The sequence below is a fragment of the Pseudoalteromonas sp. Ld19 genome (genome assembly GCF_045064135.1).
Classification (GTDB): Bacteria; Pseudomonadota; Gammaproteobacteria; order Enterobacterales; family Alteromonadaceae; genus Pseudoalteromonas; species Pseudoalteromonas aliena.
Genome location: NZ_JBISHA010000008.1, coordinates 148,638 through 166,196, shown reverse-complemented (window position 1 = coordinate 166,196; position 17,559 = coordinate 148,638). Strand labels below are relative to the sequence as shown.

The 17,559-nt window shown below is 40.0% G+C and carries 11 protein-coding genes; 1 reads left to right on the top strand and 10 read right to left on the bottom strand.

The genetic code is table 11. The features are described from left to right. Nucleotides 1–20: 20 nt before the first annotated feature. The 7 genes from nagP to ACJJVZ_RS00710 form a co-directional block, all read right to left on the bottom strand. Nucleotides 21–1,325, bottom strand: a complete 1,305-nt coding sequence (nagP, locus tag ACJJVZ_RS00740; protein WP_193156837.1) for an N-acetylglucosamine MFS transporter NagP — start codon at nucleotides 1,323–1,325, stop codon at nucleotides 21–23. 32 nt (nucleotides 1,326–1,357) lie between these two features. Continuing rightward, nucleotides 1,358–2,485, bottom strand: coding sequence for an N-acetylglucosamine-6-phosphate deacetylase (gene nagA / locus ACJJVZ_RS00735; protein ID WP_405597258.1), 1,128 nt, complete (start codon nucleotides 2,483–2,485; stop codon nucleotides 1,358–1,360). Then, entirely contained in the window at nucleotides 2,486–3,484 is a 999-nt protein-coding gene (gene nagB-II / locus ACJJVZ_RS00730) for a glucosamine-6-phosphate deaminase NagB-II (protein WP_405597256.1), read from the bottom strand. Between the two features lie 2 nt (nucleotides 3,485–3,486). After that, complete coding sequence (gene nagK, locus ACJJVZ_RS00725) at nucleotides 3,487–4,392, bottom strand: N-acetylglucosamine kinase (protein WP_405597254.1); 906 nt, start codon at nucleotides 4,390–4,392, stop codon at nucleotides 3,487–3,489. Between the two features lie 574 nt (nucleotides 4,393–4,966). Beyond that, nucleotides 4,967–7,660 carry a family 20 glycosylhydrolase gene (locus ACJJVZ_RS00720; protein WP_405597252.1) on the bottom strand — a complete coding sequence of 898 codons (2,694 nt, stop codon included), beginning with the start codon at nucleotides 7,658–7,660 and terminating at the stop codon, nucleotides 4,967–4,969. A 21-nt stretch (nucleotides 7,661–7,681) separates the two neighbouring features. Next, nucleotides 7,682–8,728: a cupin-like domain-containing protein gene (locus ACJJVZ_RS00715; RefSeq protein WP_405597250.1), complete on the bottom strand. Its 1,047-nt coding sequence runs from the start codon at nucleotides 8,726–8,728 to the stop codon at nucleotides 7,682–7,684. 231 nt (nucleotides 8,729–8,959) lie between these two features. Further along, nucleotides 8,960–11,623, bottom strand: a complete 2,664-nt coding sequence (locus ACJJVZ_RS00710; RefSeq protein WP_138586508.1) for a TonB-dependent receptor — start codon at nucleotides 11,621–11,623, stop codon at nucleotides 8,960–8,962. A gap of 646 nt (nucleotides 11,624–12,269) precedes the next feature. Between ACJJVZ_RS00710 and ACJJVZ_RS00705 the strand changes: the two genes are divergently transcribed. Continuing rightward, nucleotides 12,270–13,286 carry a LacI family DNA-binding transcriptional regulator gene (locus ACJJVZ_RS00705; protein WP_138586552.1) on the top strand — a complete coding sequence of 339 codons (1,017 nt, stop codon included), beginning with the start codon at nucleotides 12,270–12,272 and terminating at the stop codon, nucleotides 13,284–13,286. A gap of 60 nt (nucleotides 13,287–13,346) precedes the next feature. On the opposite strand, the gene arfA is transcribed toward ACJJVZ_RS00705, so the two are convergent. From arfA to ACJJVZ_RS00690, 3 genes are all read right to left on the bottom strand, one after another. After that, the gene (arfA, locus tag ACJJVZ_RS00700; RefSeq protein ID WP_138586553.1) at nucleotides 13,347–13,547 is read right to left on the bottom strand and encodes a ribosome alternative rescue factor ArfA; all 201 of its coding nucleotides are present in this window, start codon (nucleotides 13,545–13,547) and stop codon (nucleotides 13,347–13,349) included. Nucleotides 13,548–13,731: 184 nt separating this feature from the next. Further along, complete coding sequence (locus tag ACJJVZ_RS00695) at nucleotides 13,732–16,257, bottom strand: TonB-dependent siderophore receptor (RefSeq protein ID WP_138586554.1); 2,526 nt, start codon at nucleotides 16,255–16,257, stop codon at nucleotides 13,732–13,734. A gap of 241 nt (nucleotides 16,258–16,498) precedes the next feature. Then, complete coding sequence (locus ACJJVZ_RS00690; protein WP_405597247.1) at nucleotides 16,499–17,461, bottom strand: sensor histidine kinase; 963 nt, start codon at nucleotides 17,459–17,461, stop codon at nucleotides 16,499–16,501. Between the last annotated feature and the right edge of the window lie 98 nt (nucleotides 17,462–17,559).

Genomic DNA, 17,559 nt, shown 5'->3' with positions numbered 1-17,559 from the left:
AGCCCTTACTATTAAATGCGTTACTCAACCATCGCTTTTTTCATTTTATGGCCTTTAACGGCATAAAATAGAATAAATAAATAGCACGGGAGCATAACGGAGTACCCCATTTGTAACGAGCTTAAACCGCTTAATAATCCCCAAAACATAGGCCCAAACGCACCGCCCGCAATACCCATTACAAGCAACGCTGAGCCTGTACTGGTGAGTTTACCCATTCCTGATAGAGCAAGCGGAAACACAGCAGGCCATACAATCGCATTCGCTAAGCCTAAAAAAGCAATCATCAATAACACATCCGGTAATTGTACCCCACCTAATGGAACTAATACGGTATTAGCAATAATGCTTGATTGCGTGTCAACAAATAAAATAGCCAGCGTTAATATCACCCCTAACGTGGCTGAAATACTGAGTGCTTTTTGCTGCGAAATAAAGCGTGGGATCAAAGTGATCCCTAAAATATAACCCACAACCATACACACCATCGTATACGAGGTCATTACGCTATAGCCTTCAATCCCTAACGATAGCGCAAAAGTGCCAATTGTATCGCCCGCAATAACCTCAACAGCAACATAAACAAAAATAGCAATAACGCCTAATGCTAAATTAGGGTGCGATAACGTTTCTTTCACTTCGCTCAAAGAACTTGATGAGTTTTCTTCTTCTTTAGCAAGCTCTGGTAAAGGCGATTTTTTTACAGCGAGGGCAAGCACCCCAATAAACAGTGCCATGCCTAAATAAGGTAAAATAAGGCTGTTTGCCATCGAATCAATTTGGGTTTGCGATAACGCTTGCCCAACTGTGCCTGTAAAATTATTTAAAATAAGTGCGGTAAAAACCATAGGTGCAATAACACCTGCCCCTTTATTTAAAATCCCCATAATACTAATTCGAGCAGCTGCCGACTCTTCAGGGCCTAAACGTACAACATAAGGGTTAATTGCTGTTTGCAATAGCGTTTGGCCTGTTCCCATAACAAGTTGAGCTAATAAAAACAGTGGAAATATTTGTGATTTAGCCGCTGGAATAAACAACAATCCTGCAACCATCATAACCGTCATGCCTAACGCCATCCCATTCTTATAGCCGACCTTTTTAATCAACATTGCTGATGGAATAGCGGTAAAAGTAACAGCTATGTAAAACGAGAATAAAATAAGCGAGCCTTGAAACGGAGTAAGCTTGAGTATTTGGCTTAAGTACGGCATTAATGAGCCATTTAACCATGTCGCAAACCCCAGTATAAAAAACAAGACCGCAATAATAGCCATGGGAACCACGCTACTTTGCTTAGATGTGTGTATAACATTTGTTGTCATGTTATTTTCCTTTAATTATATTTATTATATTTTTAAAAAAGCTGAGCACCGCCAATCCAAGTGCTAATTACCTGTTGTTGATTATTTAATTCTACAAAATTTGCAGGACTACCTATTACTAATTGCCCCCATCCAGCAGGTAAACCAATGTACTTTGCAGGATACAAGCTAGCCATTTTGAGCGCTTCGGGTAACGAAACTTGCACATGTTGAACACAATTTCTAACCGCGCTTGCCATATCTAAAACCGAGCCTGCGAGCTCTCCGGTGGTTGACGTTAATTTACCGTCTTGCAAATGTACTGTTCGGTCAAAAAAGGCGAATTCATGTTGATTTGTGCCCACTGGCGGCATTGCATCCGTTACTAAAAACACTCTACCTTGTGGCTTCGCTTTTAATGCCAGCCGACAAGATGCAAAGTCAACATGATGGCCGTCTACAATTAATCCGCAATAAGTTTCATCATTAAGTAATGCGCAACCGACTACACCGGGTTCTCTGCCTTGCAAGGGCGACATTGCATTGTATAAATGCGTAAACCCTGTGGCACCGGCCTCAACAGCCAGTTGAGCTTGATTATACGTTGCGTTGGTATGGCCTAAACAAACCTGAATACCCAGTCCGCGCATTTTATTAATATCGCTGGGTAATACATTTTCAGGGGCGACAGTAACAATAACTTTGCCTAAATCTTGACGCGATAATATTTGCCATTCTTGATCAGAAATTGGGCGAATAAACTCAGCACTATGCGCACCTTTTTTTACAACTGATAAATGTGGACCTTCAAAATGAATACCTATGATGCCAGGCACTTCTTTTGCTATTGCGTGTGCTATTACATCAGCGGCTTGTTGCATTACCTCCACAGTGTCGGTAATTAATGTTGGTAGCATTGCTGTCGTTCCGTATTGCGTATGCGCTAACAGCATTTTTTTAATACCTGACAGTGTGCTTGTACGATTGAACAATACACCACCACCGCCATTGACTTGTAAATCAATAAAGCCCGGCGCAACAAGGCCCTTTAACTTTTTATCGTACTTTTGCACATTGTCATCAATATCAACAATGATTGCATTTTCGATGGTGAACACTTTGTTGCTCTGCATTTGTTGCCCATCAAAAAATTGTGCTATATGAACGCGTTCGGCTGACATTTATAACGTCCTTGTTACTTTTTTAAGCCCCTTAGGCTCATCAGGATTAAAGCCTCTACTTAGTGCGACCTTGGCTACGTCTAAATAAAAACGCTGTAAAATTAAAAATGGCGCTAAACGAGGGTGGATAACAATGTTATTTTGATTCAAATTAATGATCTCAGCCCCTCGTTGCGCAACTTCGTCTATTTGTTGCTGATGTGAGGTTGTCGTTTCGTCATCAACAGCACAGTTTAAAATAACCAATCCTTGTTCGACGAGTGTCACCGGACCATGCAAAAATTCGGCACTACTGAATGCTTCTGCATGAATTGCACATACTTCTTTTAATTTTAAAGCCATTTCTTTGGAGATAGAAAATCCTAACCCACGCGCAAGTACCACCATATTGCTTACTTTGGCAAATGCAGGCGGAGTTAGTTGCGCGGGCGAATCAATCATTGTGTTAAGCGCTTGTGGCAGCTCATTTAATGCATTAATTAAGGACTGATTTTGCGTCCAATTAGCGACAATATGTACTAAAGCAGAGAGCGTTGCTAAGTAGCTTTTAGTCGCCGCGACAGAAATTTCGTCGCCGGCTTTAAGCGGCACAAAATCATCAACGATATCTTGTAATGGAGACTCTTCATCGTTAACAAGAGCAATACAATAAGCACCTGATTTTTTAGCCATTTTTGCTTGGGCAATAATATCGGGGCTGCGTCCTGATTGTGAAATAACAATCACTAAGGCATCTTGCAACTTTATTGATTTACCATAAATGCTGGCCACCGATGGCGCAGCTGAACTCACTGGAATACCCGCTTCAATTTCAATTAAATATTTACCAAACACACCGGCATGATCAGATGAACCTCGACCAATAATCATGACCATTTTTGGGGCTATATCGCGAAGCTTTTGGCCTATTTTTTCGACTAAAGGTTGGTTTGCAATTAACTGTTTTTTAATTACATGGGGAGTTTGCGCCGCTTCTTTTTCCATCAACGTTTGAAACATTATCATTCCTGCCTAGTGTTGTTAATTTGCTGCTTAGCATAAAGTACCGCGCCCATTTCTGGTGCTGACAAAGGCGCTGCTAATTTACTTTTTATATCGCTATCTAACCAAGTGGTTATCGATTCAGATAAGCCGCCAATAAATGAAATTCTTGGTGGGTTTTGCTTTAATAATTCGCGTGCTATATCGCTGATATAATTTGCACCGTCTTTAATAATATCGATTGCTGCGGCATCATTTTGCTGTGCAGATTTAAAAACACATGCTGCTAATTGTGCAAAATAAGCTGCTGGTTTGTTCGCTATTAATTCAACCAATTGCACTGCATTACTTACCTTTAAATGAGCCAACACTTGCGTGGTTAAAAGACTACTGGGCACTAACTTATCAAGTTCCATAAGCGCATGCTGGCAAGCAACAAAGCCTACCCATGCGCCACTCCCTTTATCGCCATGCGGGAAACCATGCCCACCAAGCATAAAAGCATGCCCATTTACGTATGAAAATCCACATGAACCAGTGCCTGCAATTATAACGGCGCCATCTTCGCCTTGATGAGCCCCCATACACGCAATAAGTAAATCGGTAGTTAGGTACATTTTTTTAAACGGAGAATGCCATTGATTCATTTGAGTCAATAAACTGGGTAAATTTACACCCGCTAAACCAATGCCTGCCGTAATTTCTGATAAGGGAATATCAGCTAAACCTGCATCTTGTAGCGCTAAACGCGCGGATTGCTCTATTGATGCTGTTGCTTGTGCAAAACCATGTAAAGGATTTCCAGGCCCTGCTATACCCTCGCCTAGAACGTCATTCGATTCATTAACAATAATTGCCCTACATTTAGTACCGCCGCCATCGATCCCCATAAAGAGTTTATTTTTATTAATATTGTCTGTGATCATGTTTGCCTCTTACCTTATTCGACCATGCTGCGTAAATACTCTAAATAACCTGAACTGCGGCTAATAAAACAATTTCTATCGTAATTTAGTAATCTTATACTAGCACAAATGACAGCGTTGTCATTAAATTATTTACATATAAATAACTTTTTATATGACTTCCATTAATGTATTTTCACCCGAGGGCGTGTTGACCTTTGTGGATTGAAATTTGTTCAATCTAAGGGCGATTTAATCGCGGCGCGAGGTTTGTAACCGAATGGGCTCGGTAACTGCTCCTGCGTTACTCTAATGGCTTACATCCCTGTAAGAATAAGTAAAAATCGAGCAACAAAGAGTTAATCGTCTCTAGACGAGCTCAAAGGGCTGCGGATGTTTGGCATTCATGCTGCGTTATCGCCTATTTATGGGAAATAACCACACACCATAGACTCTGCCTTGCTTAAATATCAAACAGCCTGCTGCAAAATCAATCACGAAAGGTCAACACGCCCTAGCGTAATTTTTTTAACGTTAAATAGACCTCATATATAAGCAGATTGGTATAAATTCAACCTCGAAAGATCAACACACCCTAAGGGTGCGCAACCTTTAATGCTCTACCAAAGCGATTACCCGAGATAGTTTTAGCACGCACCCATATATCAGCGTCCACTTTTATAGGCTGCTTATAGTCACTCCATTGACCATCGACTGTTTTGTATTCAATCAAAAAGCCTGGATAGGCAAGATTGGCAAAAAGCGTGCCCTTTACTATTTGCGCTCCTACATTTGGAATACGAAAATGAATATTTTCAGCCTCTAACTTAGCAAATTCTTTTAGCCCCAAGGTAGCCGAAAACGTTTGCCATTTAAAATCGCGTAGCTGTGCTAACTGCTTTGTAAAGCGGTCACTGTTTTGGCTATAAACAAAACCATTATAGTCATAAGGCACTGACCAACTTGCTTTATGCCAAGCGCGCTCTGCGAGTGACAGTAAACGCGGAAACAATTTATATTCAGCCATATTATTGGTGCGAGTATTCTCACTCCATAGTTGCCCTTGAATACCTAAAACGTGCTTATTCGCAATTAATGGCGCTGATTTAATATTTCCAGCTTCATCTAGCTTAAGTGTATCGTCTGCTACGTAAGGATTATCTTCTCTATCAAGCCAAAACTCTGCATGCACAGGCAGGTTATCAGGCATAAATTGAAATACTTTTTCAGTATTTATATGGCGCGAACCCCAATAATAACCGGGCTCTTTAGGGTCTGCTTCATAAGGAAAGTCAAAGTATAAAACATCAGGGTTTGATAATACCACTTGCCAATCTTGGTTCACAAACTGATGGGCTAGCTGGTGACCATTCCACATTAATAAGCCCCAACTATTTGCTTGCACTACCGCTGGCATATTGTGTAAATTAGTATGAGATAAACCATCGCTCCACGCCGCAGTTTCAATATCCATACTCTCAAGCATATTTGCTATGCGCTCAATAAAGTGACTTCCCAACTGACTTAGCTTAGTAATGCCAGAATCATTATTTTTTATATACTGGGCACACGCTGGCGATGAAACCCAAGCCCCTGCGGTTTCATCGGCACCAATATGGTAACGGGTTAAAGGGTGTTTAGCCTCACTATGAATTGCTTTAACTTGCTGCATTACTTCATTAATAAATGCATAAGAAGACTCTAAACACACATTAATAGTGTTGTCGTTGTAATATTGCACAGACGAATATTGCGTAGTGTCAGACGGATCATGTAATAAAAATTGCTCCGCTTTTAGCGTGTCGCCTTGCTTTAGGTATTTATTATAACGAGCCGTCATCGATTTAATTGCTGCGCGAGAATGCCCTGGCATATCTAATGAAGGAATAACTTGAATATGGCGCGCACTCGCCGCTTTGAGGATTTCTTGATAGTCAGCCACAGAATAAAAACCATTCGCTTCACTCGACGCATCGACACCCGCCCCTAGTTGTGGCAGTAAACATTGTTGCTCTGTTTTATCAAAACAGCGCTTTGATCCCACTTGTGTTAATTCAGGCAATGAAGGGATCGCTAAGCGCCAGCCTTCGTCGTCACCTAAATGCAAATGGAGTTTATTGAGTTTGTAGGCTCCCATTTGATCGAGTAACTTTAAAATAAAGTTTTTATCGCGAAAGTTACGCGCTACATCAACTAAAATCCCTCTAAATTGGTAATGAGGTAAATCTTTAACGTCCCCAACAGGCAAGGTATCACTTGCTACTTTATATAAACTCGCAAGGCTCTGAATGGCATAAAAAATTCCCGACTCATCAACCGCATTAATATCTATCGCATCGGCTTTAATCGCTAACTGATAACTTCCTTGCGGATCAGTACTATTGGCGACTAAATGCAGATTAACATCAATCGCCAATGCGCTCTTTGTACGTTTTATGCCTAGTTTTTCAAGACGATTAATAGCTGCTGTCACTTTGTTTTTATTAACATTATTGAAGTTAAAGTGTAGCCCTTCACTAATATTAAGTGTGCGCGTACTACTAAACTTAGAATAGCTAGGCGTAGGAATAATTTGCTGTGCAATAACACTGGTTGATTGCTGGTTTTGTGTGAGATAAGACGAAAAATCATATTTTTTATTTCGCTCATATAAACGCTCAGCGGTTAACCTTTGTGTTTTATCATTTTTAGTGCGTTTGAACTGAGGCTCTGCATCAGTATACGGCATAACAAAAGGTAATAACTCTAGCCCCGTATCTTCATCAATAATGGCTTTGGTGCTATTAACAACTTTTGCATAGTCGTTATTGTTAACCACGATGTAGTTAGGCATTGCATCTGTTTCTGACAACGACCAAAAATCGGCATAAAAAGTAATGACCTTTGTTTCATTTGTTTTAAAGCCCGTAAATTTGTCGGTTGGCTCTATAACATGTAAGTCACCATTGACGTGATTAATTGTAAACTCTTCGCTTTCAATACTCTGAATGGGCGTAATATGACTAAAGTAAATTTTCCACTGCGTAGAATTAATTGCTTTATGGGTACTCAAACGTAAATTAGCTTTATAACAGTTGCCTCCTTCCACTTGCTGGTCACATTGTGCCGAGGGCCGGTTGTCCACCTGTTGGTATTTAATTTCTAAGCTTTGCGCAATGGCATCAATGGCTGCGTTAGTTGCAGGGCTCAATTTAGTGCTTTGTTTTTGCTGTCTACTTTCGGTATTACTCTGACAGGCACTCACACTGAGTGCCATGCAACAAACAACTAATAATAATTTCATCGACATACGTTATCTCACTGTACTTAATTAGCTCAACTGCTTGATAAGCCATTGCTTAACTTGCACTCTTTGTTGATCTGTTAAGGAATTTAAAATCCCTTTAAATTGATCGGGAATATGTTGGTTTTGTACTGGGTCGTAATCAAATACTTGATAATTAAAAAAGGCTTGCCATGCTTTTTTTTGTGCTTTGGGTAAATCGCGAATCGTCAATATTGCCAGCAACATGGCATCCATTGGCACAGGCTCATCGGTATGAGTAATTGATCCACCTGACCAATAATTTACCAGCATATTAATGCCACTTAACGCTTCAACATGATGCCACCAAAGCGTAGGAATAAATAACGCATCCCCAGGCTCTAACTCAGCAATTAGCGCATCATTTAATGCCTCTTTAAATTTAGGAAACTTAATAAAATCGGGTTCATCTAAATTTACCATTGAAACAGGTGCCCCTGCGGGGGTATGTTCCAGCGAGCCAATATATAAGTTAGCAATTTGATGTGGAGGAAATAAGGTAACTTTACGTTTACCCGCCACTACACAGGCAATATTCTCAGCGTCATCATAATGAGCGACTACGGTCGATTGATTTCCTAGCCAAAATCGTGGTTGCGGATTATCAGAAAACAGCGCCATACTATGCTGAGGTACAAATTCATTAAAGTAATCAGCAACGGGAGCACTTTGAATTGCCACTGCACCGGCTTGATTATTTTGCTCAATGCTTTGCGCGTTTGTGCACAATAACTGCAAAAAATGCGCATAACTGGCTATTTTTCGATTAAAGTTAAACCCATTTAATGCTTCATTATACGAAAAGTGGGGGTTTGCGCAGGGCTTAATTTCAGCCATCCTGACATCACCTCCTACGTATAAACTACTCAAATACTCTAACCATGCGGGCAATTGAGCTGGGGTTATCTTTTCGTCTTTTTTCGCTTTTTTAACAATAGGCCAATCATTCACTAAGCCCTTTAAAATAGCAGGCTCGGCTAGTGGAGCAATTTCATTACGAAACAGTGTTGGCGTTACGTTATGCCATATAGCTACATGTTTTAGAGCACGCATAATTTAATACCCACAATCACAAATGAATTAATTTAAGTAACCTGAACTCTGGTTAAGAGATTTTCAGTGAAAACAAGGCGAATTTACGCGTCAATAACTGGCCTATTGCCAGTAAATTCAACGCAGTTAGCGCTGAAAATAGCTGTTCAAGATAGATTTATTATCCTGAGTTCAGGTTAAGTAACTAAAAGCCGAGTTAAACTCGGCTTTTAGTTATACTACTTTACTAACTTAAAAATTAACTCTTATACCCGCAACATATCGACGTCCATTTGAATAAATCGACATAATTCGCTCTTCGTTAGTATTGTATTCAACAATCTCTTCGTCAGTTAAATTAACCGCTTCTAAGGTTAAAGTAACGTACTGGTTGACGTTATAAGATGCGCTGGCGTCCCACTGACCAAAACTGTCATTAAATAGCTCATCACCATTAAAGTGCAGACCTTTATACCAATCACTGCGGAAGTTATACATAATGCGTGCTTGATAATCGTCGTTTTCATAAAACGCCATAAGGTTAAGCATGTTTTTTGAGGTGCCTTCAACTAAACCAGTGCCTGCTTTGCTAATATCGCGTTCTTCATCCGCACTCGCATCTGTGTAGGTATAGTTTGCCGAAACCCCAAAACCACCAAAGTCATGTTGTAAGCCAAGTTCAATACCTTGGATTGAACCACCGAGACCATTACCAGGCTGAGCAAAATCAACAGGAACAAATACATCGTTTTCTTGATCGTAGCGGTCTTCAGTCACGGTTACCGTTGAACGCAAAGAGCTTAAATCTTTAGCAAAATAAGCCACTGACAACATTGAAGCATCGTCGTAGTACCATTCCCACGAAAGATCGAATTGGTTTGCAATCGTTGGAGCAAGATTTGGATTACCTCTGCTCCCCGTTCCTCGGCCGCCCGTTAACGATCCAAATGTTTCTGAAGATGAAATATCGGCCCAATTTTGACGAGCCATTACGCGCGCAGCGCCGACACGAAACACTTGCTCATCCGTTAAATCAAAGGCGATATTAAAGCTAGGTAAAAACTCTGAATAATCGTTATCTTGGCTCACCCAGTTCAATACTTTAGGTGTTAACCAATCACCATTAATTGTATTTAAACCCCATGAATCACCTGAGAACTCGTACCCATACGATGTTTGATCTGTGCTCACATGGCGCAAACCCACATTACCTCTGTAACCGTCACCCGAAAAATCACCTTGCACATACAGCGCTAAAATATCTTCTTTTACTTCCCAAATTTCGGCTAAATTATCATGAATTGCATACGCAGCTGACACACCATTTAAGCCATTAAAAGCAATATCTTCCATTAATCCGCGATTATGTGAAACCTGTTGAGTAATATTACCCGTTACACCCGCATCGATTGAAATTGCACCGTTAGCGTCTAAACCACACGCAGCAAGTGTTGGACAGCTATCAAAAATATGATCTAAATAATGATCTGAATCAGGGCCACCGTCCGCAAAAGGAGCATGCCAGCTATAAGCATGACGACCTTGAGTACGCTCTGCTTGGCGATATTTTACGCCTGTTTTAATTGCTGTGAATGGGCCAAACTCAACATCAAATGTTAAATCGGCTTGTGCAAATGTTTCTTCATCCGTCGTCGGTTTAGCACCACCCCAAATCCAACCCGCCGCAAAGTTATTTCCATCAGCTGGATTAACGCCCACATTAACATTCGGTGTACCCGTTAAGTCATACTCATAGCCTGCGCCTACAGCGACATATTCCCATGACGTTTCTCGATACGTGCCGCCCTTAGCTTCTGTTCTACCTAATTCAACATTTAGGCTGTACCCATCACCTTGATAATCTACGTCTAAATGCAGCTGATCTGTTTGCGTACTTGAAACACGGTTAATAAAGTTATAGGCATAATTACCACCTGCACTTGATGCTAAAATAGCCCCGTTTTCAATTTTTGTTGCGTTAGCAATAATCTCTGCACGGTCACCAAAAGCGAAGTTAATTAAATTTGAATTTTGATTATCAACATCCATTTTTGAATCAAGGTAGTTAAGTGTCATTAACAAGCTATCGGTAGGTGCATATTGCAACGTCGCAAAAATAGTTTCACGCTCGCGGCTTTGTACAAATTTAGGTGCACCAATGTTGCGAGGGACGCTGTACTTATCATCGGCACTTTCAACCCAACCCAGAACTTCAAAACCTTGACGCTCTAAATTACGTTCTTGTTTTACCGCCGAGACCATAACACCAAAACTCTCATCCTCATTTTTCCATGAGTACATACCCGCCAGTTGAGGGTCTGTTTCTTCAGAGGTTTCTGAGTATTGCCCTTCAAGCGATAAACTTACAGAATTAGCATCCATTTCCAATGGGCGACGCGTTCGCAGTACGATCGTTCCACCAATTGAGCCTTCATCAATACTTGCCACCGGTGATTTATTCACCTCTAAGCTTTTAACAATAACCGAAGGCAACATGGTGTAGTTAAAGCTGCGGTTGGCTTCATCGAGAATAAACCAATCTGCGGTGCCTACCGTTTGTCCATTTAATAAAGTACGGTTGTATTTAGGTCCAGCGCCACGAATACTTACTTTTTCGCCTTCACCAAACTCACGGCTTACGGCAACGCCTGTAATACGTGAAAGCGTTTCAGCTACATTTTTATCAGGAAACTTGCCAATATCTTCAGAAGTGATGACGTCAGAAACATTAGACGAAAAACGCTTAGCATTAATGTTCTCTTTAAGGGAACTGCGGATCCCTTTAACCTCAATAACCTCTATATCACTTTCAGCTACCGAAGAAACTTGCTCTGCTGCCATTGCTGAAGTGCCACTTGTGAGGATTAAGGCTATCGAGCTTGCTAGCATCCCCTTTTTAAAGATTGATTTTGACATTGCTTTTCCCTTTACCGTAATTATTAAAATAGTTATAAAGCTAATTAACCAGTGTGTGGCTGGTTAATTTGTTAATGACAACGCTGTCTTTTAGGTGACAACGCTGTCATGGGTGGTAGAACTTTACCCCCTTTTTATTTTTTTTGCTACACCAACGAACAAAAAAAACACAACTCGTTTACATAAAAAACAAAATGGAAAAGCTAATCCTCTGTATTAGAATAACTTTTATACTTTTTTAAGTTTATGTATATTTCAGAAATAAACGAGTGTAGAGATTGAAATCGATACTTACTCAGACCACGAGCAATTTATTCTCAACGCGAAATGCATAACCTAATGAGGTCAATTCGTTGTTGTTGACATTTATTGCTGACCCCTAATTAATACCAATTTTATTAAAAACATGATCATTGTAGCGTATTAAAGAACTCACTAACGACGTTAAAAATTATTTATATAGAACAACTATGTATCATAATTTTAGCCTTGTTATTGCGCTATTTTCTTATCGCTATAATAGATCACTAATTTAATGCAATTGGTATAAAAAACGGACACTGGCTATTTACCTTCAATAAAGTATTGATGAAACGAAATAAAATCAATACTCTACAAACCTAGTTTGAACAGGTAACTTAACTTTATGAAAACCACTATTAATGACGTAGCAAAACATGCCGGCGTATCAATAAAAACCGTCTCGCGTGTAATTAATAACGAAACGTCAGTTCGCGATCACACCCGAGAAAAAGTAATGGTCTCTGTTAATGAGTTAAACTATCATCCTAACTTAGCAGCCAGAAGCTTAGCGGGTACAAAGTCTTACAGCATTGCCTATATATATGATAATCCAAATGCTTATTACATAATCGATATGCAAAATGGGATATTAAACGCGTGTAAAAAGCACGGATTCGAATTACTGATCCATCCATGTAACGCAAAAGAAGAACGAATTATTGACGAGATCACGAGTATGGTTAAACATACGCGGATTGCAGGCGTGATGTTAACGCCGCCTTTTTCTGAAATGCCTCTATTTGTAGAAAAGCTCGCACAGCTTGATGTAAAAATAGTGCGTGTTTTGTCTGGCAATACCGCACCAGACAATCTCACCCCCTGCATTATGATAGACGACAAACTTGCCTCTAAAACAATTACAGAACACCTAATTACAAATGGCCATAAACGTATCGGTTTTTTGGCCGGTGGCGCAGAGCATAACTCAACAAAAGAGCGCCTTGAAGGCTATAAAGACGCACTACAACAACACAACATCAATATAGATAAACGCCTTATTGTTGCGGGTGAATATTCATTCGAATCAGGAGTAGAAGGCGCTAAAACATTAATAGCCCTGACAGATAAACCCACTGCTATTGTGTCATGTAATGATGAAATTGCAGCCGGTGCACTTTTTGCTGCAAGACTATTAAATATTGATATACCAGAGCAGTTATCAATAACGGGGTTTGAAAATAGCCCATTCTCACGTCAAACCTGGCCTAAATTAACAACGGCAAACCAACCAAACGATAAAATAGCCGAAGATGCTGCCAATTTATTAATTGCACAAATACGCAACGGGGATGATCGCGACATAGTCAAAAAATATATCCCAGAGCTTATCGTGCGTGATTCCACTACACAAATAAACTAGACCCGAAAAGCCGTTAACTTGCACGGTTTTCAGTTAAAAATCCTATTTGATCGTTGCTATTTAAGCCGCGATTAAATAGGACTCTTGTCCTGAATGTTTACTACCACGTTTAAATGAACCCTTGCCTTTTTTAGCTTTAACCACTTGTGGTTTGAATAATTTAGAGGTTACTAATGCTGCTAGTGCATTGTGATTTATTACACCTCGGCCAGTGTCGACTGCACTGTTGCTTGGTGTTTTCATTTTAGATTTTTTAGCCATATTTTTTCCTACGTTTAATAATAATGGTACTACTGAGATGGCGATTGTAGACGTAATTTTCAACCGCGCAAGCAATTTTTAGCGTCAGTTTACTGTTTTATTAGAATAAAAAAGCATAAAAAAAGCGCAGTAAATAACTGCGCTCGTTGTTAACTTTTTAAGTGTTAAGTTATGCTTTAACTAATTAAAACTCAAAGCTTATTTTTGCATAATACGTTCTGCCGTCAAAGCCGTAAGGTAATGCACGTACAGGGTATTTAAATGCACCATTAGTAATAGCATTAAGCACCTCATCATCCCCTAACTCATCTGGCGTTTCGTCAAACACATTATCTGCACCTACCGAAAGCGCAAATATATCATTGATTTGGTAGCTCACATTTAAATCAACTAATACCGCAGATTCAACCGTACTGGTTGCTTTAAACGAACCATCTGTTGCAAGCTCTATATGATCGTTACCAAAGTATTTTACGTCTGTTTCACCAAAATAGTTAAAACGCACTGTTGAAGTATACGCATCACGCTCATAGTCAAACGTCAGCGTTGCCCGCTCACCTGGTTGCCCATCGGTCAAAAAGCTACGCTGTAAGTCATCAAGCGCTACATTTTGTGGAATACCTTCAGAGGCATTTACACCGTCTATTTTAGTATCGTTTAAGTTACCCGCAAAAGTAACGCCTAAGTTACCACCTTCAAGCTCTGTACGGTACGAGGCAATAACATCAACGCCTTGCGTAGTCGAATCAACAGAGTTAGAAAAGTAGTTAGCTTGCACAGCACCCGTTGCTTGCAAAGCCGCCACTGCTTGAGCACTAAAAGCAACGTCATCTGCCGAAAGTAAGCTACCTAAGTTAATACGGTCTTTTATTTCTACACGATAAAAATCAACCGTCAGTGAAAGCTCACTGCTAATGTCATAAACAAAACCAGCACTTAAGTTAGTCGATGTTTCTAGTTCTAAGCTATCAACACCTAAAGCACTTGGAAAAGCCGAGCCAGTTGTGGCTGTAAATGACTGAGTCAACGTACCGTCAGAGCCTAAGTTAGTCGTAAAAGCAGTGTAACCACTTTGTTGTAGTGATGGCGCTCTAAAACCGGTCGATACAGCACCACGAACAGCAAAATCGTCGTTAACTTCGTAACGTGTTGCTAATTTACCAATGATGTCGTCACCCGCGTTAGAAAAATCTTCGTAACGTAAAGCACCGCTCACATTCCATGCATCGGTTATCATCGTTTCTAAATCTACGTAAACTGCATAGCTATAGCGGTCGGCCTCATTAGAGGCCTCAGGACGAAGTCCGTTATAAGCTTGAAAACCACATTGTGCAAATTGACTAGGATCGTTAACCGATGGATAAGACGTATCCATATTGGCTAAACCACATGCATACGATGCTTCGCTGCCAGGTACAATTTCATAATTTTCTTTACGGTATTCAGCGCCAAATGAAACATATAATGGTTCATTACCTGTATCAATAATACCGCTTATATCCATATTTAACGTTGTTTGATCAAACCTAAAGCCACCAGAGTAGCCACCTGTAGGGCCTGAATTAGCTGCTATATCGGCATCTGTTGCACCTGGATTATTCACTAAGTACTCTGCCGCGTAGGAAGCGTTTAGTGTGTTACGCGATGTAAAGTCATATTGATTTTCACCATATACAGCAGATACATCGTAAAACCAATCGGCATTTATCTCACCTTTAAAGCCAACAGCAACTGAAATGTCTTGGGCCTCGTTGTATATACGCGGTAAAAAACCATCGCTGTATACTTGTGTTACATTTTTTGATGCTTCGTTAAAGTTACGGTAAAAACCGTTACCTAACGCAGTGCGCTCAGAGTAACCACCAAACGAATAAAGCTCTGCATCACCAAATGGCAGTGCCATGTTATAAAATAATGAAGTAAACTCGCTTTCAGAGTTACCTTGCCCCCAGCGCACGTCTTTTGAAAGCGTCCCTGGCGCAACATTTAACGAACCACCTGTATCGCGCTCGGCACGGTTAGTGCCATCTGCATCACGATACTCAAGCGATAAATTAATAAATCCGCCTTCGTTTCCTAAATCAAAACCACGGTTAATACCGGCTGAAATAGTATCGCCATCGCCTTCACTGGTGCTTCCGTATTGTACAAACCCTGTAGTAATGCCTGTTGAATTATTAAGTGATAGGTTAATTACACCCGCAATCGCATCAGAGCCATATTGTGCAGCAGCGCCGTCGCGCAGTACTTCAACACCTTTTAAAGCAGTAAGTGGAATTGCATTCATATCGGTGCCTGCAGCGCCTGCGCCTACAGTACCATTAAGGCCAAAAATAGATTGATTATGACGACGTTTACCATTTACAAGAACAAGTGTTTGATCAGGCTGTAAGCCACGAAGCGTAGCGGGTCTAAATAAATCAGAGCCATCTGACACCTGCGTACGCGAAAAGTTAAAAGAGGGTGCTGTTGCTTGTAGGCTTTGACCAAGCTCTGTAAACCCGCCTTTATTTAAATCATCAGCGTCAATTAAATCGATAGGAGACGAAGACTCTGTTGAAGTTCGATTAGATACCCGCGAACCGAGCACAGAAATTTGTTCGATATTTTTTTTTGCTTGTACCGGTGCTTCTTGTGCATTAACAATACTTGGTGCGCTAAAGGCAAAAGCAATGGCTACAGCGAGTGTATTTAAACGATATGTTGGCATAATGGTGACCCTGTTTTTCTGTTTTTATAATATGTGTGAGGTTGTAATAGTCACAACCTGTTGCAAACATCCTAGCAACATATACAACCAAAAAGAAATGAAAAAATTAAATAATTGGTCTAAGTATGCAAACAAGTTCAAATACAGGAAAAAACCACCTCAAACAGACTAAAATAACCACAACTAAAGCATTAAATTGCAGGACTCAATTAATTAACCTTATATTTACATTGTGTTTTTTTTAACTAGCCTCTGTTTTTATTGGTAACAAGCACCGAATGCTTGTACCTTCATCTAATACACTGTTAACTTCTATTGTTCCATGATGATCACGTACCATAGCGTACACCAGTGTCATCCCCATCCCAGTACCTTGTCCTATATCTTTTGTTGTATAAAAGGGGTCAAACATATGTGCTTGGGTATATTCACTCATACCACAGCCATTATCTTTCACTTCGATGCAAATGTGTCCAGAAACTTCAAAAACATTCACTTCAATTACACAGTTTTTAGCATTTTTAAACTCGTATGCTTGGCTTGCATTCATTAATAAATTTACAAAAATTTGATTAATTGACGATAAATTACAAGTAATGCTGGGCACCGAATCGAAGTGAGTTTTAATTTTGCATAATTTAAGCTGGCTGCTAAGCAATTTTAATGCGTTATTTGCAGCCTCGATTACATTCGCTTGCTGTTTATCTTGGCTTATTGACGGGTGAGCAAAGTTTAATAAATTATGCACTATGTGCTTAATACGACTAAGGCCCTCTACACTATCGTCTATTTGTTCTAACAAATCGCAACCGATCCATGAAAAGCGTTGCCGCTCATTTAAAAGGGCCAGTTCAATTTTATAATCACGACTAGCAATGTCTCCTTTTAAATATTGATCATTAAGTTCTAGCAGCGCAAATATGTTGGGGGCTACCTGCTGTAAACCTTCAATGTTGCTCATAGCATAGGCTAGCGGATTATTTATTTCGTGCGCGACTCCAGCACAAAGGGTCCCTAGCGTTGCCATTTTTTCAGTTTGAATAAACATCTTTTGTTGATACTCTAGATCTGCTATCTTTTTTTGTAATTCATTATTAATAGCGACTAAAACACGGCTTTTATCTTTTAGTAGCGACTCTGCCGCTAAACGTTTTTTTTGTTCATTCAAAAAAGCCTGCTCAAAACCGCTATCTGATCCATTCATAGCTCGCACCCTTATACTTATTAATAAGTAAGATGTAGTTGCCTAAGTTTAATAACGCAACTCAATTTTTTTTTTAAGCTACGCTTAGTAAATATGTT